Origin of the sequence: Gordonia prachuapensis, assembly GCF_036350515.1 — a bacterium.
Classification (GTDB): Bacteria; Actinomycetota; Actinomycetes; order Mycobacteriales; family Mycobacteriaceae; genus Gordonia; species Gordonia prachuapensis.
Genome location: NZ_JAZDUE010000001.1, coordinates 33,653 through 57,729, shown reverse-complemented (window position 1 = coordinate 57,729; position 24,077 = coordinate 33,653). Strand labels below are relative to the sequence as shown.

Here is a 24,077-nt window from a genome sequence, read left to right as displayed (position 1 = left end):
AGAACCCCGGCCCGGGCGCGTGGCTCCCTGCCGCGTCCGGGCCGGCCCACGTCGCGCCACCGCCCACGGCGAAGGTCAGCCGGTGTGTCGTTCTCCCGACTCGTAGGCCGCCATCAGGTCGTCGCGGGCTCGTGCCACGCGTGAACGAATGGTGCCGACCGGACAGCCACAGACGACGGCGGCATCGGCGTATCCGATGCCGAGGATCTGGGTCAGCACGAACGCCGCCCGCCGATCCTCGGCCAGCCCCTCGACGAGCATCTCCAACTCGACGTGGTCGTCGTGGCGCATGCTGCGCCGTGGAGAGGCGGCGATCGTGTCCGGCGGTGTCAGCGAGAGCTGCGGGCGCGACGCCGCTCTCCGGAAATGGTCGGCGACGGTTCGCCGGGCTATCGCGAGCAGCCAGGTCCGGCCCGACGATCCGGCGCGGAAGCGCGGCAGTGCGCCGATCGCCCTCAGATAGGTGTCCTGGGTGAGGTCGTCGGCACTGCGGCGATCCGCCAAATACCCCACGAATCGCCACACATCCTCGCGCGTAGCCTTGACGAAGGCCTCCAGAGCGAGTCGATCACCGTGGGACGCAGCCACGGCGAGACGGGTCACCTCGTCGTCGCCCGGCCTCGTGGTCACCCGGCAACCGTATCCGACGTACTACAGCCCGTCGTCGGGTGCCGGGAACTCCGCGGCCATCCTGTGCGACTACTCATCTGGAGGCATGTGCCGGTGGATGTGCACCGGCATGGGTGAACATTGGAGGCAGCGTGACACAGGTCACCCCGTTGGCGGTAGGTGCCGAGGAGACCCGCCGGGTGGAACTCGAGGTGTCCGGCATGAGCTGCGGCGCATGCGCGGCTCGGGTGGAGCGAAAGCTCAACAAGGTCGACGGCGTCCGGGCCTCGGTGAACTATGCGACCAGGATCGCGACGATCGACGCCCCCGGATCGTTCGACGACGACGAACTGTGCACCGTCGTCGACGCCGCGGGATATTCGGCGCAGCGCCGTGTGTCCGGGCCGATCGATCCCGACGACGACCCAGATCTACGCGCCGCGCATGCGCTCTTCCGTCGGATGGTCATCGCGCTCGTCCTGTTCGTCCCGCTCGCCGACCTGTCGATCATGTTCGCGACGGTCCCGGCCACCCGCATCAGCGGCTGGCAGTGGATCCTGACCGCCCTGGCCGCGCCGATCGTCACCTACTGCGCGTGGCCGTTCTATCGGGTCGCGGTCCGCAATCTGCGCGTGGGCGCGCTGTCGATGGAGACGCTCATCAGCATCGGCATCATCTCGGCCACCGGGTGGTCGCTGTATTCGATGTTCGCCGCCGGCGCGGAGATCCGCGACGTCGGCGTCTGGGAGGCCATCCTCGGCAGCGACTCGATCTATCTCGAGGTCGCCGCCGGAGTCACGGTCTTCGTGCTCGCGGGCCGCTACTTCGAGGCACGTGCACGATCACGCGCCGGCGGGGCGTTGCGCGCGCTCGCCGCGCTGGGGGCCAGGGACGTCGCGATCGTGCTCGCCGACGGCACCGAGATGCGTATCCCCGTCGGTGAACTCAAGGAAGGCCAACAGTTCGTCGTCCGTCCCGGCGAGACCGTCGCCGCCGACGGACTGGTGATCTCGGGTGCATCCGCGATCGACATGAGCGCCATGACCGGGGAGTCACGCCCCGTCGACGTCGACGAAGGTGACGCCGTGATCAGCGGGACGACCGCGCTCAACGGGCGGCTGATCGTGGAGGCCGCGCGCGTCGGCGACGACACGCAGTTCGCGGCGATGCTGCGCCTGGTGGAGCAGGCGCAGAGCGCCAAGGCCGACATCCAGCGCCTCGCCGACCGGATCGCCGGCGTCTTCGTGCCGATCGTGATCGTGATCGCCCTCGCGACGATGATCACGTGGCTGGTCGTCGACGGCGACGTCGACAATGCGGTCGGCGCCGGCCTGGCCGTTCTGATCATCGCCTGCCCATGCGCATTGGGGCTCGCGACGCCGACCGCGCTGATGGTCGCATCGGGCCGGGGCGCCCAGCTCGGCATCTTCCTCAAAGGCCATCAGGCACTCGATGCCTCCCGCGAGGTGGACACCGTGGTGTTCGACAAGACCGGCACCCTCACCAACGGCGCACTCGACATCGTCTCGGTGTCGGTGGCGACCGGTCACGAACGCGACGATGTGCTCCGTGCGGCCGCGACCCTCGAGTCCGCCTCCGAACACGCGGTCGCCAAGGCGATCGCGGCCGCATCCGACGCCGATGGCGGCGACGTCACGGACTTCGTGGCCGAACCCGGCAAGGGTGTACACGGGGTTGTCGGCGGACGGCAGGTGCAGGTGGGTTCGCCACGGTGGGTGGCCAAGGGCGCCGCGGTGCCGGCCGGGCTCGCACGCGCCCGCCGTGACGCCGAAGGCGCCGGCCAGACCGTAGTCTACGTGGCCATCGACGGCGCCGTGTGCGGCGCCATCGCGGTGGCCGACACGGTGAAGTCGAGTGCCGCCGAGACGGTCACCGAACTCCGCCGCCTCGGGATGCGGACGTTGCTGGTGACCGGCGACAACACCGAGGCGGCCCGCAAGGTCGCCGCCGAGGTGGGCATCGATGAGGTCGTCGCCGAGGTGCTGCCCGACGAGAAGGTCGCCCGCATCGAACGCCTCCGACAGGAAGGCCGCGTCGTCGCGATGGTCGGCGACGGCATCAACGACGCTCCCGCGCTGGTCACCGCCGACCTGGGTCTGGCCATCGGCCGCGGCACCGATGTGGCGATCGCGGCAGCCGACATCATCCTGGTGCGCCACGACCTGCGCAGCGTCGTCGAGGCACTCGGCCTGGCCCGCGCCACCCGGCAGACCATCCGCACCAACATGATCTGGGCGTTCGGCTACAACGTCGCGGCGATCCCGATCGCGGCAGCCGGTCTGCTCAACCCGCTCATCGCGGGCGCGGCGATGGCGTTCTCGTCCTTCTTCGTCGTGTCCAACAGCCTGCGGCTGCGGCGCTTCGCCGCGGGACGGGAGTGGACGGGCAACGAACCCGCCGATCAGCCCCGATCCCGGGAGAGTTCGGTCAGCATCCGGTTGTAGGCGGTGAGCTCGTCGTCGTCGTAGGTGTCGGCATGGCGATCCTTGCGGCGGGCGGTGCGACGGTCCTGGGTGGCCCACTGGTGCACGAGCGCGATGACCACCAGCAGGGCCGGCACCTCGCTCGATCCCCACGCGATCGCACCGCCGAGGAACTGGTCGTCGAGCAGATCCGGGATCCAGGGCACCCCGAGCGACGTGTAGAAGGTGCCGCCGATCACCGAGTCCATCGTCATGGTCGCGATACCGAAGAACGCGTGGAACGGCATGATCGCGAAGAGCAGCCCGAGACGCCCGAGGAACGGCAGTCGCTTGGGCCCTGGGTCGATGCCGATGATGATCCAGTAGAAGAGATACCCGGTGATCAGGAAGTGCACGCTCATCAGGTCGTGACCCCAGTGGTAGTACGCCAGGGTGTCGAACACCGACGTGAAATACACGCCGTAGAGCGACAGCACGAAGATGAGCAGCGCCGCGACCGGGTTGGTCAGTACGCGGGTGAACTCGGAGTGCACGAGCCGGACGATCCACTCGCGCGGTCCCGGCAGTCCGCCCCCGGCGGTGGGCAGGGCCCGTAGCGCGAGGGTGACGGGTGCGCCCAGGACCAGCAGTACGGGGATGAACATGTTGAGCGCCATGTGTTCGGCCATGTGCACGCTGAACATCGCGCTGCCGTAGGTGCGCACACCCGACGACGTCGCCACCAGCAGCGACACACAGCCCAGGACCCACGACAGGGTTCTCGCCCACTGCCATTCGATGCCGCGGCGCCGCAGTCGCCGGACGCCGACCAGGTACACGACGGCCAACGCGATCGCACCGACCCCGAGGAACAGGTCGAAACGCCACAGGAACGCCAACCGCGCGATGGACGGCGGGTCGGGCAGTTCGTAACCGAGGAAGACGTCCCATGCGGTGAACTCGTGCGCCAGGAACGCCGGCGCGGTCCGGGTCGCCATCCCGGCGAGGGCGGTCTGCAACGTCACCGCGGCCACCACACCCACCTGCAGCAGGGCCGTCGCCGTCGTCGGCAATTGCGTCGCACGCCGCATATCGATCAGCAACCGGACGTCGGCGGCCACACCGACGCCGACGGCCATCGCGGCGATCAGGGCCCACCGGCCGTAGGCGGTGCTCACCACGTCGTTCATCGGTAGGAGGAAGGCGAGCAGGATCGCCCCGTACACGACCACCACGAGGTCGAGGACGACGAGTGTCCACGCGACGCGCCGGCCGGCCTGCACCCGGTCGACGAGAGGGGTGTCGCGGTGCAGTGTCAGCGCGGTCGCGACCCGGAGACCGGTCAGCACCGCGACGGCTGCACCGAACACGATCACCGCGGTCGTCGTGAAATCGTGGTCGGGGCCCTGACCCGCATTGCCGGCGACCGGCAGCGCCACCGCGGCGATCAGGCCCGGAACCAGCAGGAGGGTGTGCGCGGTCCACGAGAGGCTGATCCGGGCCACGACAGCGATCAGCAGGGCACAGCAGGCGCTGACCAGCCAGGCCACCGCCTGCTCGGAGGTCTCGATCAGCGACAGTGCACCCGACGTGCTGATCAGCGTGCCGGTCGACACCCCGGACTGATCGGCCGCGGTGATGACGACCATCACGAGGGCACCGACCATCCAGGCAGGCGCGACGGTCGCGATGAGCCGATGTGCGCGGAAGGTCTCGATGCCGATCATGCCGTCGGCGTCGGGGCGGGAACAGATCGTCACGTAGACGAGCGACCCGACCGTGATCGCCGCCAGAGTCGAGACGCCGAAGAATCCGGCCGGCGTCGCCACCGCGGTGAACCAGCCGGGAAAACTGTCGCCCGTCTCGCGGAACCGCGACGTCCCGGACACGATCGCGTAACCGACGAGCGCGAGCACCCCCAGCGCGATGGCCGCCGACACCACCATCGCCGGGGCCGCTGTCGTCGTGGTGACGGTGCGCGGGCGGTGCGGGGCTGTGCGGGTCATGAGGTCCTGGGTGATCGTCCGGCCGGGATGCCGCCGGGAGAGCGTGGGTCGCGGTCAACTCTACGACCGGGCGTCGTCACCACGAAAAAGCGTTCCACGTCACATCGATCTCCTCAGGACTCCCGGGAACCGGGCCGCACCCCGACACGACTACTCGTATGACGTCCTGCTGACAGCCCGGCATGAACACCAGCCCAATGCCCGTCGGCCGCTGACTGCCGCACAGAACGGAGTTCTTCGAATGACCGCGAGTTCGCCACCCGAGACACCCGATCATTTGGGGTCCGGCGATGAGAATGCGTCGCGAGCGACGGCAGTCCCGAAGGGCGCGTGGAATCGCTGGCGGCCGTTGTTGCTGCGGTGGCACTTCTACGCCGGCCTGCTCGTCGGACCGTTCCTGCTGATCGCGGCTGTGACCGGCTTGCTGTACAGCCTCGTGCCGCAGATCGACCGGGCCGTCTACAGCCACGAACTGACCGTCGACGACGTCGGTGAGCAGCGCCTCCCGCTCAGTCAGCAGGTGGCCGCGGCCCGGGCGGTACATCCGGAGGGCACGGTCAGTTCGATTCGGCCGCCCGAGGCGCCCGCGGACACCACCCGCGTCGTTCTCGCGGTGGACGACGTCCCGGAGAGCTACGGCCGGACCGTGTTCGTCGACCCGTACACCGGTGAGGTGCGGGGCGCCCTGACGACGTTCGGGCAATGGATGCCGCTGCGGGCGTGGTTCGACGAGTTCCACCGGACGCTGCATCTCGGCGCATTCGGACGCAACTACAGCGAGTTGGCTGCGAGCTGGTTGTGGTTCGTGGCGGTCGCCGGACTCGTGCTGTGGATCGGTCATCGGCGCCGTACCCGGAAGACTCGCCGGTTACTCATCCCGGACACCGACGCGCCCAGACGTCAGCGCCTGCTCAGCTGGCACGGCGCGATCGGTATCTGGGTCATCATCGGGCTCCTCGCGCTGTCCGCGTCGGGCCTGAGTTGGTCCCGGTGGACCGGGGCGAACATCGCAGATCTGCGGACCGCGATGTCGTGGACCACGCCGACCGCGTCCACGTCCTTGAGCGGCGAGGCATCCGACGACGGTGGTCACGGCGGACACGGCCACGGCGCCGCGAGCGCTGCCGCCGCCGACATCGACGTGAGCGCCGTCGACGGTGTGTACGCCGCGGCCGGCGCTGCCGGCCTGCGCGATCCGCTGGTGATCACACCGGCCACCGACGCGGACACCGCGTGGTCGGTGCGGGAGAACAAGCGCAACTTCCCCGAGAGCTACGACGCGGTCACCGTCGATCCCACCACGGACGAGATCGTCGACCGCGTGGACTACGCCGACTGGCCGTTCATGGCCAAGGCGACCTCCACGTTCATCGGCCTGCACATGGGTATCTACTTCGGGCTCGCCAACCAGATCGCGCTCGCCGCCCTGGCGATCGGGCTGATCACGATGATCGTGCTGGGCTACCTGATGTGGTGGCGGCGCCGCCCGACCCGTTCACAACGGGCGCTGGCGACACCCCCGCGACGCGGCGCGCTCGGCGAGCTGAAACCGGCAGAGGCGGTCGCGGTCGTCGCCGTCGTGGCGGTGATCGGTTGGTACATGCCGCTGTTCGGTCTGCCGTTGGCTCTGTTCATCGCGGTCGACACGGTGATCGGGGCATTTCGGAGCCGGGATACGGACACGCGTGGCACGGACCGGAATGACACGGACAAGCGTGGAATGGCCAAGGAGGTGCGTGCGTGATCGCAGATCTCGCGTTGCGCTGGGTCGTCACCGTTCTGTTCGCTCTCTCGATCGCGGAGTTCGGGTACTCCCTGACCACACATCGGCTCGGCCGACCGGGGGTGGTCAGTCACGTCCTGCACATCGCGATGGCCGCGGCAATGATCGTGATGGCGTGGCCATTCGGAGCCGACTGGCCGACCGTGGCGCCGATGGTCTTCTTCCTCCTCGCCGCCGTATGGTTCGTGGTCGCGGCCGCGGCGTTCGCGAACGAGGCACCGGAACGGATCGCGCACGGCTATCACGCGGTGATGATGGCGGCGATGGCATGGATGTATGCCGTGATGCACGGCGATCTCCTGCCCGGTTCGGGGTCCGGAGAGTCGGGCCACGAGATGCACACGATGGCGCTCGCGATGTCCGGGACGCCGCTCGCCCACGACCATTCGGAGCACACCGGCGACACGCCTTCACACGTCCACGCCGCGCAGCCCGACTATGTGGTGGCGATCAACTGGCTGCTGGCCATCGGTTTTCTGGTGGCCGCGGTGTTCTGGCTCTATCTGTACTTCAGTCGGCGCGCCATCGCGGGAGCGCCGCAGGAGCGCGCGTCGGCGATGCTCACCAATACCGGCGAGCTCGCGCAGGTGTTCATGGCCGCGGGCATGGCGATCATGTTCTTCGCGATGGTCTGATGCGGGTCATGCCGCCGGTCGGCCCCGAGAGGAGCGGGCCGACCAGTGGTCGAGGTCCAGGTCATCGGGTGCGCTGCCCGGACGGGGCGGGACACTGCCCCAGGCGGCGAAGACGAGTCCGGCGAGGACCGGTAGGTGCGACAGGACTCGTGCGAGGGTCACCGCGCCCTCGGCGACGTCGTGGATCACGTAGCCGATCAGGACGACCGTGAAAACGCTCAGCACCACCAGGAGCCCCGGCAGCGCGCGCTGCCACCACGCCGCGACGACCATGCACACGCCGAGCGCCAACGCCCAGGCGGTCGTCTCGTTGACCAGGTGCGCCGATGTCGGGTGCTCGCCGTGCATCCCGAAGTCCGTGCCCGTCATCTGCAACATGGCGATGATGATCTGGGCGATGCCGGTACCGGTCAGACCGATCCGGATGATGTTGCGGCGTAGATGTCGTCGCACCCCCACGAATCCGGGCGAGGACGTCGCGGTGCCGGCGAGAATGGTGTCGGTGAGGTCGGGAGCGCCCTGTTCACCGACTCCGGCGAGGGCTTCGGACTGACGTCCGGCAAGCGCATACCAGGCCCGGCACGAGGCGCACTCGTCGAGGTGTGCGTCGACCCGCGCCGACGGCACACCCTCGTATTCGCCGTCGATCCGCGCGGACAAAGCCTCGCGGGCAACCTCACACCGCACCCCACCATGATGGCCCATCCTGGCCGGACGCCCAATCCGGGCACGTCAGCGTTCAGCCTGCCATGCACCGAGTCGGCGCATGAGAGTGCGCTTCTTGTCGACGTGTCCGCGCATACGGGACAGGATCTCGGTGAGCGCCTCGATGGCGTCGACGATGTGGGGGCCCTTGTTCAGCATCACGCATTCGGCTCGCTCACCTGCAGCCGCGTCGGTGACCTCGGCGCGTGTCGGAAGGCCCCGGTCGGCCAACGAATCGAGCACCTGCGTCGCCCAGACCACCGGCACATGAGCGGCCTCGCACAACCACAGGATCTCCTCCTGCACTTCGGCGAGCCGTTCGAAGCCGGTCTCGACGGCGAGGTCACCGCGCGCGATCATCACGCCGACGCGTCGTGTGCGCATCAGTTGCAGCAGCATCTCGGGCAATGCCTCGAACCCCGTGACCGTCTCGATCTTGAGCACGATGCCGATGTCGGTCGCATCACGTTCCTCGAGGAGACGTTGCAGTGCGGCTACGTCGTCCGGGCCCTGCACGAACGACAGGTTCACCACGTCGGCGAGTTCGACGACGGTATCGAGGGCGGTCACGTCCTCATCGGTGATCGCGGTCATGGCAAGCGCGGTGTCGGGCAGATTGATGCCCTTCTGCCCTTTCAGTTTCGTGCCGTTGGACTTGGCGCGGGTGATCTCGATCGTCATCTCGCCGTCGGGGACCGTTGACACCGTCCCCTCGATCTTGCCGTCGTCGAAGAACACCCGATCGCCGACCGCGACGGAGTCGAAGATGTCGGGCAGGCTGCACCCGATCCGATGCTCACCGTCGCCGGTCGGCGCGGTCGGAGTCATGTCCGCAGTCAGGGTCAGGATGTCGCCGCGGAAGACCCGGAGCGTCTGCTCGACCGGGGGCAGGTCACCGACTACTGCGTCGGCACTGTCCGTACGCAGCACGATTCCCGGTGTCAGATAGACAGTGCGGTCACAGGTCACCAGAACACCGTGCGGTGTGGCCTGATCGACGGTGAGGGTGCGGGTACGTTCTCGGGCGTCGGTGAGGGTGATTACGTCACCCTTCGTCAGGGCGCCGGGCCAGTCGTGGTCATCGACCGGCACCACCTCCGCCGGCGAGCCGGCCGCACCTTCCGATCGGTCGGGCCCGTCGCCGAACCAGAACCTCGCGGGCGACGTGACGCGACCGAGCGCGTCCCGCCGCGGCTTGATCTTCACCACCTTCGGCCCCGGCTCGATCGGGCCGGTCCGCAGTTTCGGGCCCGCCAGATCCATGGCGATCCGGATGTCACGGTCCGCATCCCGGATGTGACCGGCCATCGCCCGCCAGGCGTCGGGACCGTCATGTGCACAATTGATCCGGGCCAGATTCATTCCGGCTGACGCACAATCGTGGACGAGCTCGGCGTCGGTCGCGGCGGCGCTCGGCATCGTCACCATCACGCGCGCGCTGCGGCCCTTCGGCTGGTCACCCAGCAACGCCACGGCGTTGCCCTCGAGCATGTCCTTACCCTCGTCTGGGTCGACGTGCGTCTGGTCGGTCCGCTCCCCGTCCTCGTGCTCATCGGCGGCTCGGGATTCGGTTTCGGCGAGCGCGTCATCGATGATGCGGATGACCGCCGTGAGGTTGGCCAGCACCCCGGATTCCATCCGGCCCAGCGACGACAGGCCCTCGGCGGCCAGTCGCGGCTGCAGATCCCGAAGGTCGTGCGCACGCACCGCTCGATAGTGCAGCGCGTTGACGGCTCCTGCCCGATGTTCGGGCTGTACTTCCGACAGCTGGTCGGCGGCCGACGATTCGGCGGCGAGCGCTTCGTCCCGCAAGGCCTCGACCTCGTCGCGAAGTCGGGTCAGACGACTCCTCCGCTCGGCACCGATACCCACGATCTCGCCTCCATCGCAACGTGAACGACACGCCTTTCTCCGTGGAGGGTATCCAGCGCTCACTCCTACAAAACGTGCACCAGTGCCATCACCCACGGCACCGACAACACCACGACGACAGCGAGATTGAGCTGCCAGTGATCGCGCAGGATCGCGACAAACTCGCGGACCTGTGCGTTGGGGAAGAAGTAGGTGGCGGTGTGTGCGCCGGTGCTGAATCCGTCGATACCCACCGACCGCATGAGCGTTGCGGCGCGGAATGCGTGGTAGTCGCTGGTGACGACGGCGGCCACTCCGGTGATGTGGTTCTCGTCGAGTAGCCGTTTCGTGAACGCCAGGTTCTCGGCGGTGTCCGTGGACGCGTCCTCCAACCGGAGCCGGTCGGCGTCCACGCCCTGCTCGGCGAGATGGTTCGACATCGCCTCGGCCTCGGACAGCCTCTCGTCTCCTCCTCTGCCGCCCGAGCACACCAGGATCGGGTCGAGACCGGCGCCGAGCGCGGTGTCGAGGAGTTCCCGTCCACGATCGAGCCGGCCCGCCAACAGCGGGCTCACCCGGTCGCCACCGATGAGCCCGGCTCCCAACACGATCACCGCACCCACCGGCTCCTTGCGCGCGCGCCGGCGCCCGTGGATCGCATACGCCAGCGACCATCCCAGGAACGCGACGAACACGGATCCGAGATAGCCTGCAGGCAGCCCGATGGCCAGCACGAAGAGAAGGAACGTGTTGGAGGCCGCCGCGTCGAACCACCCGATCACCACGCCGATGAACACAGCCACGACGTACCCGATCAGAAGCGTCCCGAGCGCCGACGACAGCAGCGTCGCGGGTCGGACACCTTCCTTGCGGGCCAGGTCGGCACCGTTGACGATCAGGTAGGTGCCGAGGGCGCCGATGGCGAGCAGGCCACAGATCCCGACGGCGATCAACGTCCACGCCGCGGTGAGTTCGCTGCCCGTCGCCGCCACCCCGAGAAAGACCACCAGCATGACGGCCAGGACACCGGCGGCGGCGAAGTAGAGACCGGGGCGCAATCGGCGTGGATCACGCCACGCGGTGATCAGCCCGCTCAACACGAGCAGAGCCCACACCGCCGCGAAAATGTACATGTGCCAATCCTGTCACCACCCCCATTAGGGCCCCTTCGTGACGCATCGCTCGTTCCTCGCGAAGCTCCTCAGGGACCGGGTGTGGGGAACCTCGCGAAGCTCCTCAGGGACCAGGTGGAAGACTCTGTGAACCAGGTGGGGGAACCAGCACCGCAGACACCATCGCCGTCCACGTGGCGACCACCTGCGCGCGCCGCTTCGAGTCGTCGGACAACGTGTCGGCGAGGCCGAGGCCGCGGGCGAGGTCGAGGGTGACCTGCGCGATCCGGCGCGAGTCCGGATAGCGGCCGTCGGGATCCAGCGCGGCGACCGTCATCTGGTGTGCGGCACGGGCGAACTTGTCCTCCATCGGCAGGATGAGCTCGCGCAGTGCGGGATCCGATGCGGCCGCCGCCCACACCTGCAGGGCGGCTTTGAACTGGGGGCCGGTGTAGATCGCGACCGCACGGTCCACCGCGGCCGCGACCCGCTCGGTCTCGTCGTCGGGCAAGGCCGCGAGTGTCGTCGATGCGGTCGAGGTCATGTCGTCGAAGACCTGCTCGAGCACCGCGGTGATGAGGGCTTCCCGCGTCGGAAAATGATGCTGCGCCGCGCCTCGGGACACCCCGGCACGCATCGCCACCGCCGCGACCGTTGCCGCCGACCACCCGTCGTGCGCGAGTGCGTCGATCGTGGAGCGCAGCAACCGTTCCCGCGTGAGCCGCGAGCGTTCCTGCTGCGGTTCACGGGAAACGGGTTGCCGGGGATCGGTCATGTCGCGTCCACGGTGAGATCCCAGGGCGGTCGTTGCTTCGACAGGAACGCGATCATACCCGCCCGGGCCTCGTCGGACCCGAACAGTGCCGCCGACTCGGCGGCCCGCATATCGGCCGACGTGTCGAAGTCCGAGAGGATCGAGGCGGTGGCCAACGCCTTCGACGCCGCCAGCCCTTGTGGCGACGACCGTCTGATCCCGGTCAGCACGGCGTCCAGTCCGGTGGCGAGGTCATCGGATGACGCGAATGCCTCGGTAGCCAGCCCGATGCGAACCGCCGTGCCGGGGTCGAACGTCTCGCCGGACAGGAAGTACCGTCCGGTGGCCCGTGCGGTCAGTTTCGGCAGCAGGACCAGCGAGATCACCGATGGCGCGAGCCCGAGGCGCGCCTCGGTGAGGGCGAAGGTGCACGACGGTCCGGCGAGCACGATGTCGGCGGCCCCGATGAGTCCGAAACCGCCTGCCCGCACGTGTCCGTCGATGCGGGCGATCACCGGCTTGGGCATCGTCAGGATCGTGCGCATGAGGTCGATCATCGATCGGGTACCGTGCGCGGACGCGTCCTCGACCGACATCCCGGACTTCAGCGCCTCGCTCAGATCGGCTCCCGCACAGAATGTTCCACCCGTGTGGGTGAGCACCACCGCACGAACCGACGGATCGTCGGAGGCGGAGGCCAATGCGGCGAGCAACTGGTCGACGAGCGTCACCCCGAGCGCGTTGCGATTGGCGGGTGAGTCGAGAACCACCGTGGCGATCCCGCCGGCGACGGACGTGTGGACGACCTCGGTCGTGTCGGACATGTCACCTCACCTCAGTAGGATTTGGGCAGCCCGAGACTGGTCTGGGCGACGAAGTTCAGGATCATCTCCCGGCTGACCGGGGCGATGCGTGCGATACGCGCCAGCGCCAGCATCGGCGCGAGGCCGTACTCGGTGGTCAATCCGTTGCCACCCATGGAGTGCACGGCGTGGTCGACGATCTTCACGCACGCCTCCGCGGCCGCGTACTTGGCCATGTTGGCGGGCTCTGCCGCACCCCAGTCGTCGCCGGCGTCGTACAGGGTGGCGGCCTTCTGCATCATCAGCTTGGCCATCTCGATCTGGACCTTGCCCTCCGCCAGCGGATGGGCGATGGCCTGGTGGGCACCGATCGGCGTCTTCCACACCGTGCGGTCGTTGACGTAGGAGACGGCCTTGCCGAGCGCGAAACGACCCATCCCGACCGCCGATGCCGCCGCCATGATCCGTTCGGGGTTGAGTCCGGCGAAGAGCTGGCTGAGCGCGGCGTCCTCCGACCCGACGAGCGCGTCGGCCGGAAGCCGCACGTCGTCGAGGAAGAGCTGGAACTGCTTCTCCGGGTTCTGCAGTTCCATGTCGATCATCGTGTATTCGAAGTTGGGCGCATCGGTCGGCACGATGAACAAGGCGGGCTTGAGTTTTCCGGTTTTCGCGTCCTCGGTACGGGCGACGATGAGAACCGCCTCGGCCTGGTCGACCCCCGAGATGTAGACCTTGCGTCCGGTCAGCAGCCACTCGTCGCCGTCGCGCCGGGCGGTGGTGGTGATCTGGTGGGAATTGGACCCGGCATCGGGTTCGGTGATCCCGAACGCCATGGTGATGGTGCCGTCGGCGAGGCCGGGAATCCACCGGTCCTTCTGTTCGTCGGTGCCGAAGCGCGCGATGATGTTGCCGCAGATGGCCGGCGACACGACGAGCATCAGCAGACCCGCACCGACGGCGGCGATCTCCTCCATCACGATCGACAGCTCGTACATACCGGCCCCGCCACCGCCGTACTCCTCCGGCAGGTTGACTCCGATGAATCCGAGTTTGCCTGCCTCCAGCCACATCTCGTCGGTCTTGCGGCCTTCCCGAGCGCACTCCCGGAAGTAGTCCTGCCCGTACTTCGCGGCGAACGCCGCCACCGACGCGCGCAGGGCCGCGCGTTCCGGCGTCTCGATGAAGGGGTTGGGCGCGGTGTCGTCGATCGTGTCGGTCATCGAAATGTCTCCTCTTACTGGGCGGTGGCGGAATCGTTGGTGGTGTCGGTGTTCTCGGCGTCGTCGGCGGTGATCACCGCGAGGACGTCGCCGACGGACAGTTGCTGGCCGGCCTGCACGGAGAGGGTGGCAACCACGCCGTCGGCGGGTGCCGAGATGGTGTGCTCCATCTTCATCGCCTCGAGCCATAGGAGTGGCTGGCCGGCGGTGACCCGTTCACCCTCGGCGACCGCGATCCGGATCACCGAACCCGGCATCGGTGCCAGCAACGACCCGGGACGGGCGATCGCCGACGGGTCGACGAACCGCGGGACCCGACGCAAGGCCACCGAGGCACCCGGACCGTCGACGACGACGAGGTCGGCGTACCGCGACACCCGCAACGTGCGGCGCACACCGGCGACGTCGACGGCGACCCGGTCTGCAGTCGCCGCGACGACCGTGCACTCGGGGAGATCCGGCAGTTCCACGCCGTCGCGGCCGTAGCGGTACCGGACCTCGATCTCGGTGTCGGTGCGCGTGTCGAGGTAGCGGCGAACGCGGTGCGCGGACGCCAGATTGCGCCAGCCCGAGGGCAACCCGCGTTGCACCTGCGCATCCCGACGCGCCTGCTCGGCATCGGCCAGGGCAGCAGCGCTCACGGCGACCCGGACGTCGTCGTCGGTCGCCAGGGGCGTCGACAACACGTCCAATCCGATTGCGTCGATGAATCCGGTGTCGGTGTCGCCGGCCAGGAACTGCGGGTTACGCAATGTGTTGACGAGCATGTCCCGATTGGTGACCGGGCCGTGGATGGTGGCGTCGGCCAGCGCCCGCGCCAACATCGCCGCCGCCCGCCGCCGGTCCGGTGCCCAGCTGATGACCTTGGCGAGCATCGGGTCGTAGAAGGTCGAGATCTCGCTGCCGCTCTCGATGCCGGAGTCGACCCGGATTCCGGGGCGGGCAAGCAGGCCGAACGCGGTGTCGGAGTCCACGGCGATGCCGTGCACGGTGCCCGACTGCGGCTGCCAGTCGGCGGCCGGATCCTCGGCGTAGAGGCGCACTTCGATCGAGTGCCCGGTCGCCGCCGGGGCCTCGGGGGCGAGCCGCTCGCCCATCGCTACCCGTAGCTGCCACTCCACGAGATCGGCACCGGTGGTCAGTTCGGTCACCGGATGCTCGACCTGCAGGCGGGTGTTGGTCTCCAGGAAGAAGAACCGTCCGGTCTCGTCGGCGAGGAACTCGACCGTCCCGGCTCCGGTGTACCCGATCGCCGAGACCGCGGACCGTGCGGCGGCGAACAGTTGTGCGCGCAGATCGCCGCCGATGCGTTCCACCAGTGGCGCCGGTGCTTCTTCTACGACCTTCTGGTGCCGCCGCTGGATGGAACACTCACGTTCGCCGACCGCCCACACCTCACCGTGGGTGTCGGCCATGACCTGGACCTCGATGTGATGGCCCCGCTCGACGTACGGCTCACAGAACACGGTCGGATCACCGAACGCCGATTCTGCCTCACGGGCTGCAGCCGCCACCGCGTCGGACAGTTCGTCGAGCGTACGGACGATCCGCATCCCACGGCCACCGCCACCGGCCGACGCCTTGATCAGTAGCGGCAGGTCGTCGGCGGTCACCGCTGCCGGATCAAGATCACCGAGCACCGGTACCCCGGCGTCGGCCATCAGCTTCTTGGCGTTGACCTTGGAGCCCATGGCGGAGATCGCCGACGCGGGCGGCCCGATCCAGGTGAGTCCGGCGTCGATCACCGCCTGCGCGAATTCGGCGTTCTCGGAAAGGAAGCCGTATCCGGGGTGGATGGCGTCGGCGCCGGCGGCGTGTGCGGCGGCGATGACGAGATCACCACGCAGATAGGTCTCCGCAGATGTGGCGCCCGGCAGGCGGACCGCCTCGTCGGCCATGCGCACATGCGGTGCCGCGGCGTCGGGGTCGGAGAACACCGCGACGGTCCGCATGCCCATCGCCCGCGCGGTGGTGAACACACGGCAGGCGATCTCGCCGCGGTTGGCGACGAGCACGGAGTTGATTTCGCGGGTGGGGTTGATCTCTCGGGTGGGGGTGTCGGTCATCATGAGCCTCACATCCGGAAGACGCCGAAGTTGGACGTGCCCTGCACCGGGGCACTGTGGATCGCGGAAAGGCAGAGCCCGAGAACGGTTCTGGTGTCCCGAGGATCGATGACACCGTCGTCGTAGAGCATCCCGGACAGGAACGCCGGTACCGACTCGGCCTCGATCTGCCCTTCGATCATCTGCTTCATGGCGGCGTCGGCGGCCTCGTCGACCGTGCCGCCGCGGGCCTCGGTGGCCGCCCGCGACACGATGGAGATGACGCCGGCGAGTTGGGCGGCACCCATCACCGCCGATTTGGCGCTGGGCCAGGCGAACAGGAACCGCGGGTCGTAGGCGCGTCCGCACATGCCGTAGTGACCGGCGCCGTAGCTGGCACCCATCAGCACGGAGATGTGCGGAACGGTCGAGTTGGAGACCGCGTTGATCATCATCGAGCCGTGTTTGATGATGCCGTTCTGCTCGTACTCCTTGCCCACCATGTAGCCGGTTGTGTTGTGCAGGAACAGCAGTGGGGTGTTGCTGCGGTTGGCGTGCTGGATGAACTGGGTCGCCTTCTGCGCTTCCTGGCTGAACAGCACTCCCTGCGCGTTGGCGAGGATGCCGATCGGATAGCCGTGCAGGCGTGCCCAACCGGTGCACAGCGAGCTGCCGTACTCGGGTTTGAACTCGTCGAAATCACTGTCGTCGACGATGCGGGCGATCACGTCGCGCGGGTTGAACGGGATCTTCAGATCCGACGGCACGATGCCGAGCAGTTCTTCGGGGTCGTGGCGGGGTTCGCGAACCTCGGTCACCGGTGCGGGGCCCTGCTTGTGCCAGTTCAGCCGCGACACGATGCGCCGCCCGATACGGATGGCGTCCTGTTCGTCGGCCGCGTAGTGGTCGGCGAGACCGGACTGGCGAGCGTGCATCTGGGCGCCGCCGAGGGATTCGTCGTCGCTGTCCTCGCCGGTGGCCATCTTGACCAGCGGCGGACCGCCGAGGAAGACCTTGGAGGCGTTCTCGATCATCACGACGTGATCGCTCATGCCGGGGACGTAGGCGCCACCGGCGGTGGAGTTGCCGAAGACCAGCGCGATCGTCGGGATGCCCGCCGCGGACAGTCGGGTGAGGTCGCGGAACATCCGCCCACCGGGGATGAACACCTCTTTCTGGGTCGGTAGGTCGGCGCCGCCGGATTCCACCAGCGAGATGACGGGCAGTCGGTTGGCCAGTGCGATGTCGTTGCAGCGCAGAATCTTGCGCAGCGTCCACGGATTGGAGGTGCCGCCGCGCACGGTCGGGTCGTTGGCGACGATCATGCATTCGACACCCTCGACGACCCCGATGCCGGTGACGACCGATGCGCCGACCTGGAAGTCGGAGCCGTAGCCCGCGAGTGGACAGAGTTCGAGGAACGCCGAGTCCTCGTCGATCAGCAGCTCGATGCGTTCGCGCGGGATCATCTTGCCGCGCTTACGATGCCGTGCGACATACTTCTCACCGCCGCCGGCGAGCGCCTTGTCGAACTCGTTCTGCAACTCCCCGAGCTTCTCGGTCATCGCCGCGCTCGCGGAGGCGAATTCCTCCCGGTCCGGGTCGAGTGTGGAGCGTAGTACGGTCACTGCTGGTACCCCAATCGTTTTGCGGCGAGGCCGGTGAGGATCTCGGTGGTGCCACCACCGATACCGAGGATGCGCATGTCGCGGTACTGGCGTTCGACTTCGGTGCCGGTCATGTAGCCGAGTCCGCCGAACAGTTGAACCGCTTTGTTAGCGACCCACTCCCCCGTCTCGACTGCGGTGTTCTTGGCGAAGCACACCTCGGCGATGAGGTCGTCGTCGGAGCTCACCTTGCGCTCGACGACGGCGCGGGTGTAAGTGCGGGCGATGTCGATGCGGCGCGCCATCTCGGTCACCGTGTCCTGGACGGACTGGCGAGCGATCAGCGGCTTCCCGAAGGTCTCTCGGTCGCGCGCCCAGGCGAGCGTCAGATCGAGGCAGCGCTGGGCACTCGCGTATGCCTGGACCGCCAGCCCTGCCCGCTCCGAGACGAAACCGGCTGCAATCTGTGCGAATCCGGAGTTCTCCGCACCCACCAGGTTGGTGATCGGTACCCGGACGTCGGTGAAGGAGAGTTCCGCGGTGTCCGAGCTGCGCCAGCCCATCTTGTCGAGCTTGCGGGTGACGGCGAATCCGGGCGTGTCCGTCTCGATGACGAGCAGCGACACCCCCGAGGCCCCCGGCCCGCCGGTGCGGACCGCCGTGGTGATGAAGTCGGCGCGCACCGCGGAGGTGATGTAGGTCTTGGCGCCGTTGACGATGTAGTGGTCGCCGTCGCGTACCGCCGTGGTGCGGAGGTGGCCGACGTCGCTGCCGCCGTCGGGCTCGGTGATGGCGAGGCTGCCGATCTTCTCACCGGCCAGTGTCGGGCGCACCCATCGGTCGATCTGCTCGGGGTCTCCGGCGGCGATGAGATGCGGGAGGGCGATGCCGTGGGTGAACAGCGATGCGAACACGCCGGCCGCGGCCCCGGCCTGGTGGAACTCCTCGCCGAGGATCGACGCGTCGACCAGGTCACCGCCGGACCCGCCGACCTCCTCGGGTATCCCGAGGCCGAAGAGCCCGAGTTTGGCCGCCTCGCGGTGTAACTCGCGTGGCAGCAGACCGTCGCGTTCCCACTCGTCCTGATGGGGTAGCACGTGCCGCTCGACGAACCCTGCGACCGTGGCACGCAGTTGCCGCCGCTCAGGCGTCTCCCACACCGGGCTGGTGATCGTCACTGATCCTCCTGACTCTGCTGGGTGAATGCCACCGGGATCGGCACGGGGCGCGACCGCAGCCACTCCCCCATCCCCTTGGCCTGCGGGTCGAAACGTACGTTCTCCGCGACGCCTCGGCCGAGCACCCCCTCGATGACGAAGTTCACGGCGTTCAGGTTGGGCAGGCGGTAGCGACGGACGGTGAGCTCGGCGACCTCGGGGAGGAGCTCCTTGAGGAGGTCGACGTCGAGAGTGTGATCGAGCCACGCGAAATGTGCCGGATCTCGCACCCAGACACCGATGTTCGCGTTTCCTCCCTTGTCACCGCTGCGTGCTCCGGCGAGCGTTCCCAGCGGCAGCGACGCGGTCGGACCCCAGTCGGGCGGCAGCTGCGCGGACGGTTCTTCGGCGTCGACGGACGGGTCGCCACGCAGCGGGCTCGGTGCGATGCGTTCGACGACTCCCGACGGCAACGCGACCCGGTGGTCGACGACCTCGGCCGCGACGTAGCCGGGTTCGAACACGCCGTAGGGTGCGCCGTTGCCGGGTGGCGCGGTCATGGTGAAGCCCGGGTAGCTGGCCAGCGCGAGCTCGACCGCCGCCGCCGAGAACGGTCGGCCGACCTTCTTGGCGTCCGGATCGCGCACCACGCAGCGAAGCAATGCGCTCGCCTGCTCTTCGGTGGTCGCGTCGGTGCGGTCGAGACGAGAGAGGTCCCAGTCCATCTCGGCCGGCTGGGTCGGCAGCGCCGCGGTGAACTGCTCGCGGAACAGTTCGGCCTTCGCCTCGATGTCGAGTCCGGTGAGGATGAGGGTGATCTCGTTGCGAACGCCCGCAAGGTGGTTCAGTGACACCTTGGTCGTGGCGGGCGGAGCCTCGCCGCACACTCCGCTCACCCGCACCCGATCGTCGGCCTCCTGCGTGAGGGTGATGGTGTCGAGTCGGGTCGTCACGTCGGGTCCCAGATAGCGCGGTCCGCCGACCTCGTACAACAACTGGGCGGTGACCGTGCCGACCGTGACCGCACCGCCGGTGCCGGGATGCTTGGTGATCACCGACGATCCGTCGGACCCGACCTCGGCGATGGGGAAGCCGAGATGACCCATCCGCGGCAACTCGGTGAAGAACGAGTAGTTGCCGCCGGTGGCCTGCGCGCCGCATTCGATGATGTGGCCGGCCACCACCGCACCCGCGAGAGCGTCCAGATCTTCGTATCCCCAGCCGAATTCACTGGCCGCAGGTCCGACCGTGAGGGAGGCGTCGGTGACGCGGCCGGTCACGACGACGTCGGCGCCGGCGTCGAGCGCCGCCTTGATCCCGAACCCGCCCAGGTACGCGTTGGCCGTGAGTGGATTGCCGAGTCCGAGGTCGGCGGCCCGGTCCGTGAGGTCGTCTCCGTCGACGAACGCGATGGCGGCGTCGACACCGAGACTGTCCGCGAGCTCGCGTAGCGCGATGGCGAGGCCGTGTGGGTTCAGTCCTCCCGCGTTGGCGACGATCCGGACACCCTTGTCGATCGCGAGGCCGAGGCAGTCCTCCATCTGGCGCAGGAACGTCTTGGCATATCCGGACTTCGGGTCCTTCATGCGGTCGCGCCCCAGGATCAGCATGGTCAACTCAGCGAGGTAATCACCGGTGAGATAGTCGAGTTCGCCGCCGTCGAGCATCTCGCGGACGGCAGCGAACCGGTCGCCGTAGAAGCCCGAGGCGTTGCCGATGCGGATCATCCGGCCCGTGGTGTCGGCCATGACGTCAGGCCCCCGATCCGGCGCTCGTCGCAGCCCGGCCGGTGCCGGGTGGGCCGGCGAAGGCCTGCGCGATGCGCGCCCAGCGGTGCGCCTCGGCGCCCACGATGTCGAGGTCGAGGTCGTCGAGCGGCCGACGCTGGGTGACCAACTGGCAGAAGTCGCGGGCGGGTCCGCGCACGATGTCGGTCGCGTCGTCGGGACCCCAGGTCCACAGTTCGCCCGACGGCGCGGTGATCTCGTAGCGGAATGGCGCGGTGGGTGGAGTGAGGCCGTTGACCGCGTAGGCGAAGTCGCGGGTGCGGACCCCGATGTGCACAACACCCCGGATCCGGTCCGTCTCCACCCGGGTGACCCCCAGCGTGTCGGCGACGTCGAGCCCGTGCGCCCAGGTCTCCATCAGCCGGGCCGTCGCCATGGACGCCGCAGACATGGGCGGTCCGAACCACGGGATCTTCACACCGTCGGGCACGGTGCGCAGCGCATCTGCGAGCGCAGTCCGGGCCGTGCGCCAGTCGTCGAGGATCTGCGCCGGCGGCGCCGCGGAACGCTTCTCGGCCACCTCGTCCACAAAGCCCTCGGGGTTGTGCGCCCCCTGCTCGATGACCTTCGCGAAGCCCTCGGGATCGGTGGCGGCGATCGAGGCCACCTCGTCGGTCCACGACAGATGGGCGATCTGGTGCGCGATGGTCCAGCCCTCCGCCGGCGTCTGGAGCGCCCACGAGGCGTCGTCCAGCCCGGCGACGAGGGCATCGAGTTCACGGGATTCTTCGGTCAGATCGGCGACGAGCCTGTCCACCAACGACATGCGACCAGCGTCACACAGGCCTTCAGAAAAATCAAGCACGCATGATTGTTTTCCGCCGACAGAACCCAGAATCTCGCCGACAGAACCCGGAAAGTCGCCGACGGAACCCTGCGGTCAGCGGTAGATGACGTCCGCGGTCGCCGTGCTCAGCAGCAGACCGTCCTGGGCGCGCATCGTCGCCTCGAAGGAGGCGATCCGACGACCGACCTTGATCGGCGCAACCTCAACCACCACGTCGGTGCCGCGCACGGCCGGCGACCGGAGGAATCCGATGGCCAGATCCCCGAGTTGGTAGTCCACTCCGGCAGCGGCGTTGGCCTGTCCCGCGAACGAGCACGCCTGGGCCGCCACCGATGCGATCACCCCGCCATGCATGGTGCCGAAGAGGTTCCCCATCCACGGTTCGGTCGTGACCGTGAACCGCACCCCGGCGGCGCGGTCGTGGTCGATCAAGGCGACCCGCCCATTGAGCAAATCGACGATGGGTCCGCCCGCCAGTGCTCCGCTCGCGATCTGCTCGACGATCTCCCGGCCCGACAGATGCGGCTCGATCGCGGGAGGGAGGTCGACGCCGTGCGTGTACGCGGTGCCCGGTGTCGGACCGAGCCCGGGCGCCTTGGACGGGGCCTCGTCGTAGCTGCGACCCACGGCCACGTTCCGCGCGGTCCCGGTGCAGCACACGTGACCGGTGGAGGTGGTGATGTCGACGCGGGTGGAACCGAAGCTGTCGTCGCGCATCATCAGATCGGCGGTGGCCGTGATCCGGTCGTCGATCCCGACGTGGCCCTGCATGGCCATCGAGAGTCGTGCCTGCACGCAGGGAGTGGTACTCGGGCCGGACCGGAAGTACGGCAATCCGCCCAGGTGGTCGAACAACACCGCGAGCGCCGGGAGGTCGATGCGTCCGCGGTGATCGGTGAAGAGTGGTCCGAGTTGCTGCTCCGCGACGACCCGCCCGCGGCCTGCGACCGCGACGTTGCCGATACCGAACGCGCTCACCGGGTCGTTCGGCGGTTCGCGGTGGGTCCAGTTCGGCTCGGCAACCATGGGCACTTCTCTCACAGGTAGGGCGTCTCTCACAGGCAGGGCGGGGCGATGCAGGATGACACCGCACGTCAATCCAAGCACCTGCGTCCGAGTGGTCGGCATCACGCGCCAGTAGACATTTCTCAGAATCTGTACACACGAAATGAGAACAGGTTCTACAGTTGGGCTCGTGGCCGAGACAGTGACACAGCTCCTCCGCGAGCGCGCGAACGACGACAATCCCGCGATCACCTACAACGGTGACGAGTGGACGTGGCGGGAGTACATCAGTGCCTCCTCGGGCGTGGCCGCCGCGATCATCGGCGTGATCGACCGGTCCCGGCCCCCTCACGTCGGAGCTCTGCTCGGCAACACCCCGGGCATGCTGGTCGCGCTCGCGGCCGGCGCGCTCGGCGGCTATGTCACCGTCGGCGTCAACAACACCCGTCGCGGTGAGGGTCTGGCCGCCGACATCCTGCGCGCGGACTGTCAGGTGCTGATCACCGATGCCGAGCACCGGCACCTGCTCGACGGATTGGATCTGCCCGGCGTCCGCGTGTTCGACATGTCGTCGCCGGAGTGGGCCGAACTCCTCGCAGACGCCGGCGACCTGGTGCCGCTGAGCGAACCGACCGCGATGGACACGTTCATGCTGATCTTCACCTCCGGCACGAGCGGTAATCCCAAGCCGGTGCAGTTTGCGCACATGATGATCCCGTTCGCCGGCCCGGTCCTGGCGGACAAGTACAACGTCGGCCCCGGCGACGTCTGCTACCTGTCGATGCCGCTGTTCCACTCTGCCGCGCTGATGGGCGGGTACTGCGTGGCCCTGTGCGGTGGCGCCGCGATGGCACCGGCCAAGTTCTCGGCGTCGACATTCCTCGACGACATCCGGCGATACCAGGCCACCTACATGAACTATGTCGGCAAGCCCCTCGCCTACATTCTCGCCACCGAGGAGAAGCCCGACGACGCGGACAATCCGCTCCGTGTCGCCTTCGGCAACGAGGCCACCGACCGCGACATCAACGATTTCTCCAGGCGCTTCGGCTGCACCGTCTGGGATGGCTTCGGGTCCACCGAACTCGCGATCATCATCACCCGTGAGCCGGGAACGCCGGAAGGCTCGATCGGCAAGGGCTTTCCCAATGTGGCCGTGTACAACTCCGATACAGTGACCGAATGCCCTAGGGCGGAGTTCGACGAGAACGGCGCATTGACGAACGCCGACGAGGCGATCGGTGAACTGGTCAACGTCGACGGTGCCGGCATGTTCATGGGCTACTACAACGATGCCGACGCGACCAGCGAACGGATGCGCCACGGCAAGTACTGGTCCGGCGATCTCGCCTACAAGGACGCCGACGACTGGATCTATCTCGCCGGCCGGACCGGCGACTGGATGCGGGTCGACGGCGAGAACATGGCCGCCGGGCCGATCGAACGGATACTGCTGCGGATACCCGAGATCAATCGCACGGCCGTCTATGCCGTACCGGACGAACATGTCGGCGACGCGGTGATGGCCGCGGTCGTTCTCCAGGATGACGCCACTCTCACACCTGAATTGTTCGCCGAACAGCTTGCCGCGCAGTCGGATCTGTCCCCCAAGGCCTGGCCACGGTTCGTCCGGATCGCCGACGACCTGCCGACCACGGCGACCAACAAGATCCTGAAGCGTGAACTGAAGAAGGAAGGTGCCGTCGCGGGTGACGGGACGCTGTGGACCAGGGACGCGAGGTCGACGCAGTACCGTGTCGCGGCCGACGCAGCGGCGGTCTGACCGGC

The 24,077-nt window shown here is 68.1% G+C and carries 18 protein-coding genes; 4 read left to right on the top strand and 14 right to left on the bottom strand.

All coding sequences use genetic code 11. The annotated features are described in order from the left end of the window. Window positions 1–75: 75 nt before the first annotated feature. Window positions 76–630 (bottom strand): RNA polymerase sigma factor SigC, encoded by a 555-nt coding sequence (gene sigC / locus V1Y59_RS00245; RefSeq protein ID WP_330502853.1) that lies wholly within the window; start codon window positions 628–630, stop codon window positions 76–78. A 131-nt stretch (window positions 631–761) separates the two neighbouring features. Here sigC and V1Y59_RS00240 point away from each other — a divergent pair, with 131 nt between their 5' ends. Next, on the top strand, window positions 762–3,074 hold the full coding sequence (locus V1Y59_RS00240) for a heavy metal translocating P-type ATPase (RefSeq protein WP_330502852.1): 2,313 nt from the start codon (window positions 762–764) through the stop codon (window positions 3,072–3,074). Here the strand turns inward: V1Y59_RS00240 and V1Y59_RS00235 are convergent. Further along, window positions 3,032–5,038: a cytochrome c oxidase assembly protein gene (locus V1Y59_RS00235; protein WP_330502851.1), complete on the bottom strand. Its 2,007-nt coding sequence runs from the start codon at window positions 5,036–5,038 to the stop codon at window positions 3,032–3,034. The genes V1Y59_RS00240 and V1Y59_RS00235 overlap by 43 nt on opposite strands. A gap of 241 nt (window positions 5,039–5,279) precedes the next feature. Here V1Y59_RS00235 and V1Y59_RS00230 point away from each other — a divergent pair, with 241 nt between their 5' ends. Together V1Y59_RS00230 and V1Y59_RS00225 are read left to right on the top strand one after the other, a co-directional pair. Then, window positions 5,280–6,782, top strand: a complete 1,503-nt coding sequence (locus tag V1Y59_RS00230) for a PepSY-associated TM helix domain-containing protein (RefSeq protein WP_330502850.1) — start codon at window positions 5,280–5,282, stop codon at window positions 6,780–6,782. Continuing rightward, the gene (locus V1Y59_RS00225) at window positions 6,779–7,456 is read left to right on the top strand and encodes a DUF5134 domain-containing protein (RefSeq protein WP_330502849.1); all 678 of its coding nucleotides are present in this window, start codon (window positions 6,779–6,781) and stop codon (window positions 7,454–7,456) included. Before V1Y59_RS00230 ends, V1Y59_RS00225 begins: the two co-directional genes overlap by 4 nt. Window positions 7,457–7,462: 6 nt before the next feature. Here V1Y59_RS00225 and V1Y59_RS00220 read toward each other — a convergent pair whose 3' ends face one another. The 12 genes from V1Y59_RS00220 to V1Y59_RS00165 all read right to left on the bottom strand — a co-directional run bounded on the left by V1Y59_RS00220 (window position 7,463) and on the right by V1Y59_RS00165 (window position 22,310). After that, the gene (locus V1Y59_RS00220; RefSeq protein WP_330502848.1) at window positions 7,463–8,161 is read right to left on the bottom strand and encodes a DUF2275 domain-containing protein; all 699 of its coding nucleotides are present in this window, start codon (window positions 8,159–8,161) and stop codon (window positions 7,463–7,465) included. A 27-nt stretch (window positions 8,162–8,188) separates the two neighbouring features. Next, the gene (locus V1Y59_RS00215) at window positions 8,189–10,033 is read right to left on the bottom strand and encodes a pyruvate kinase (protein WP_330502847.1); all 1,845 of its coding nucleotides are present in this window, start codon (window positions 10,031–10,033) and stop codon (window positions 8,189–8,191) included. A 65-nt stretch (window positions 10,034–10,098) separates the two neighbouring features. Further along, the gene (locus V1Y59_RS00210) at window positions 10,099–11,145 is read right to left on the bottom strand and encodes a YdcF family protein (RefSeq protein WP_330502846.1); all 1,047 of its coding nucleotides are present in this window, start codon (window positions 11,143–11,145) and stop codon (window positions 10,099–10,101) included. A 103-nt stretch (window positions 11,146–11,248) separates the two neighbouring features. Continuing rightward, complete coding sequence (locus V1Y59_RS00205) at window positions 11,249–11,899, bottom strand: TetR/AcrR family transcriptional regulator (protein WP_330502845.1); 651 nt, start codon at window positions 11,897–11,899, stop codon at window positions 11,249–11,251. After that, complete coding sequence (locus V1Y59_RS00200) at window positions 11,896–12,702, bottom strand: enoyl-CoA hydratase family protein (RefSeq protein WP_330502844.1); 807 nt, start codon at window positions 12,700–12,702, stop codon at window positions 11,896–11,898. Before V1Y59_RS00200 ends, V1Y59_RS00205 begins: the two co-directional genes overlap by 4 nt. An 11-nt stretch (window positions 12,703–12,713) precedes the next feature. Next, a complete protein-coding gene (locus V1Y59_RS00195) occupies window positions 12,714–13,901 on the bottom strand; it encodes an acyl-CoA dehydrogenase family protein (protein WP_330432842.1) in 1,188 nt (395 codons plus the stop codon). A gap of 14 nt (window positions 13,902–13,915) precedes the next feature. Then, window positions 13,916–15,970 carry an acetyl/propionyl/methylcrotonyl-CoA carboxylase subunit alpha gene (locus tag V1Y59_RS00190; RefSeq protein WP_431309065.1) on the bottom strand — a complete coding sequence of 685 codons (2,055 nt, stop codon included), beginning with the start codon at window positions 15,968–15,970 and terminating at the stop codon, window positions 13,916–13,918. A gap of 5 nt (window positions 15,971–15,975) precedes the next feature. Further along, window positions 15,976–17,574 (bottom strand): acyl-CoA carboxylase subunit beta, encoded by a 1,599-nt coding sequence (locus V1Y59_RS00185; RefSeq protein ID WP_330502843.1) that lies wholly within the window; start codon window positions 17,572–17,574, stop codon window positions 15,976–15,978. Beyond that, entirely contained in the window at window positions 17,571–18,731 is a 1,161-nt protein-coding gene (locus tag V1Y59_RS00180; RefSeq protein WP_330502842.1) for an acyl-CoA dehydrogenase family protein, read from the bottom strand. Before V1Y59_RS00180 ends, V1Y59_RS00185 begins: the two co-directional genes overlap by 4 nt. Further along, the gene (locus tag V1Y59_RS00175; RefSeq protein ID WP_330502841.1) at window positions 18,728–20,458 is read right to left on the bottom strand and encodes an acyclic terpene utilization AtuA family protein; all 1,731 of its coding nucleotides are present in this window, start codon (window positions 20,456–20,458) and stop codon (window positions 18,728–18,730) included. The genes V1Y59_RS00180 and V1Y59_RS00175 overlap by 4 nt, the downstream gene beginning before the upstream one ends. 4 nt (window positions 20,459–20,462) lie before the next feature. Then, entirely contained in the window at window positions 20,463–21,263 is an 801-nt protein-coding gene (locus tag V1Y59_RS00170) for a TIGR03084 family metal-binding protein (protein WP_330502840.1), read from the bottom strand. A 114-nt stretch (window positions 21,264–21,377) separates the two neighbouring features. Next, complete coding sequence (locus V1Y59_RS00165) at window positions 21,378–22,310, bottom strand: hotdog domain-containing protein (protein WP_330502839.1); 933 nt, start codon at window positions 22,308–22,310, stop codon at window positions 21,378–21,380. A gap of 169 nt (window positions 22,311–22,479) precedes the next feature. Here V1Y59_RS00165 and fadD1 point away from each other — a divergent pair, with 169 nt between their 5' ends. Beyond that, the gene (gene fadD1 / locus V1Y59_RS00160) at window positions 22,480–24,072 is read left to right on the top strand and encodes a fatty-acid--CoA ligase FadD1 (RefSeq protein WP_330502838.1); all 1,593 of its coding nucleotides are present in this window, start codon (window positions 22,480–22,482) and stop codon (window positions 24,070–24,072) included. Window positions 24,073–24,077: the final 5 nt, after the last annotated feature.

Bases quoted from the DNA above. Each gene is read 5' to 3' on its own strand.
- V1Y59_RS00235 (WP_330502851.1), bottom strand. From the start codon at position 5,038: ATGACCCGCACAGCCCCGCACCGCCCGCGCACCGTCACCACGACGACA.
- V1Y59_RS00230 (WP_330502850.1), top strand. From the start codon at position 5,280: ATGACCGCGAGTTCGCCACCCGAGACACCCGATCATTTGGGGTCCGGC.
- V1Y59_RS00220 (WP_330502848.1), bottom strand. From the start codon at position 8,161: ATGGGCCATCATGGTGGGGTGCGGTGTGAGGTTGCCCGCGAGGCTTTG.
- V1Y59_RS00210 (WP_330502846.1), bottom strand. From the start codon at position 11,145: ATGTACATTTTCGCGGCGGTGTGGGCTCTGCTCGTGTTGAGCGGGCTG.
- V1Y59_RS00205 (WP_330502845.1), bottom strand. From the start codon at position 11,899: ATGACCGATCCCCGGCAACCCGTTTCCCGTGAACCGCAGCAGGAACGC.
- V1Y59_RS00200 (WP_330502844.1), bottom strand. From the start codon at position 12,702: ATGTCCGACACGACCGAGGTCGTCCACACGTCCGTCGCCGGCGGGATC.
- V1Y59_RS00195 (WP_330432842.1), bottom strand. From the start codon at position 13,901: ATGACCGACACGATCGACGACACCGCGCCCAACCCCTTCATCGAGACG.
- V1Y59_RS00190 (WP_431309065.1), bottom strand. From the start codon at position 15,970: ATGATGACCGACACCCCCACCCGAGAGATCAACCCCACCCGCGAAATC.
- V1Y59_RS00175 (WP_330502841.1), bottom strand. From the start codon at position 20,458: ATGGCCGACACCACGGGCCGGATGATCCGCATCGGCAACGCCTCGGGC.
- V1Y59_RS00170 (WP_330502840.1), bottom strand. From the start codon at position 21,263: ATGTCGTTGGTGGACAGGCTCGTCGCCGATCTGACCGAAGAATCCCGT.
- V1Y59_RS00165 (WP_330502839.1), bottom strand. From the start codon at position 22,310: ATGGTTGCCGAGCCGAACTGGACCCACCGCGAACCGCCGAACGACCCG.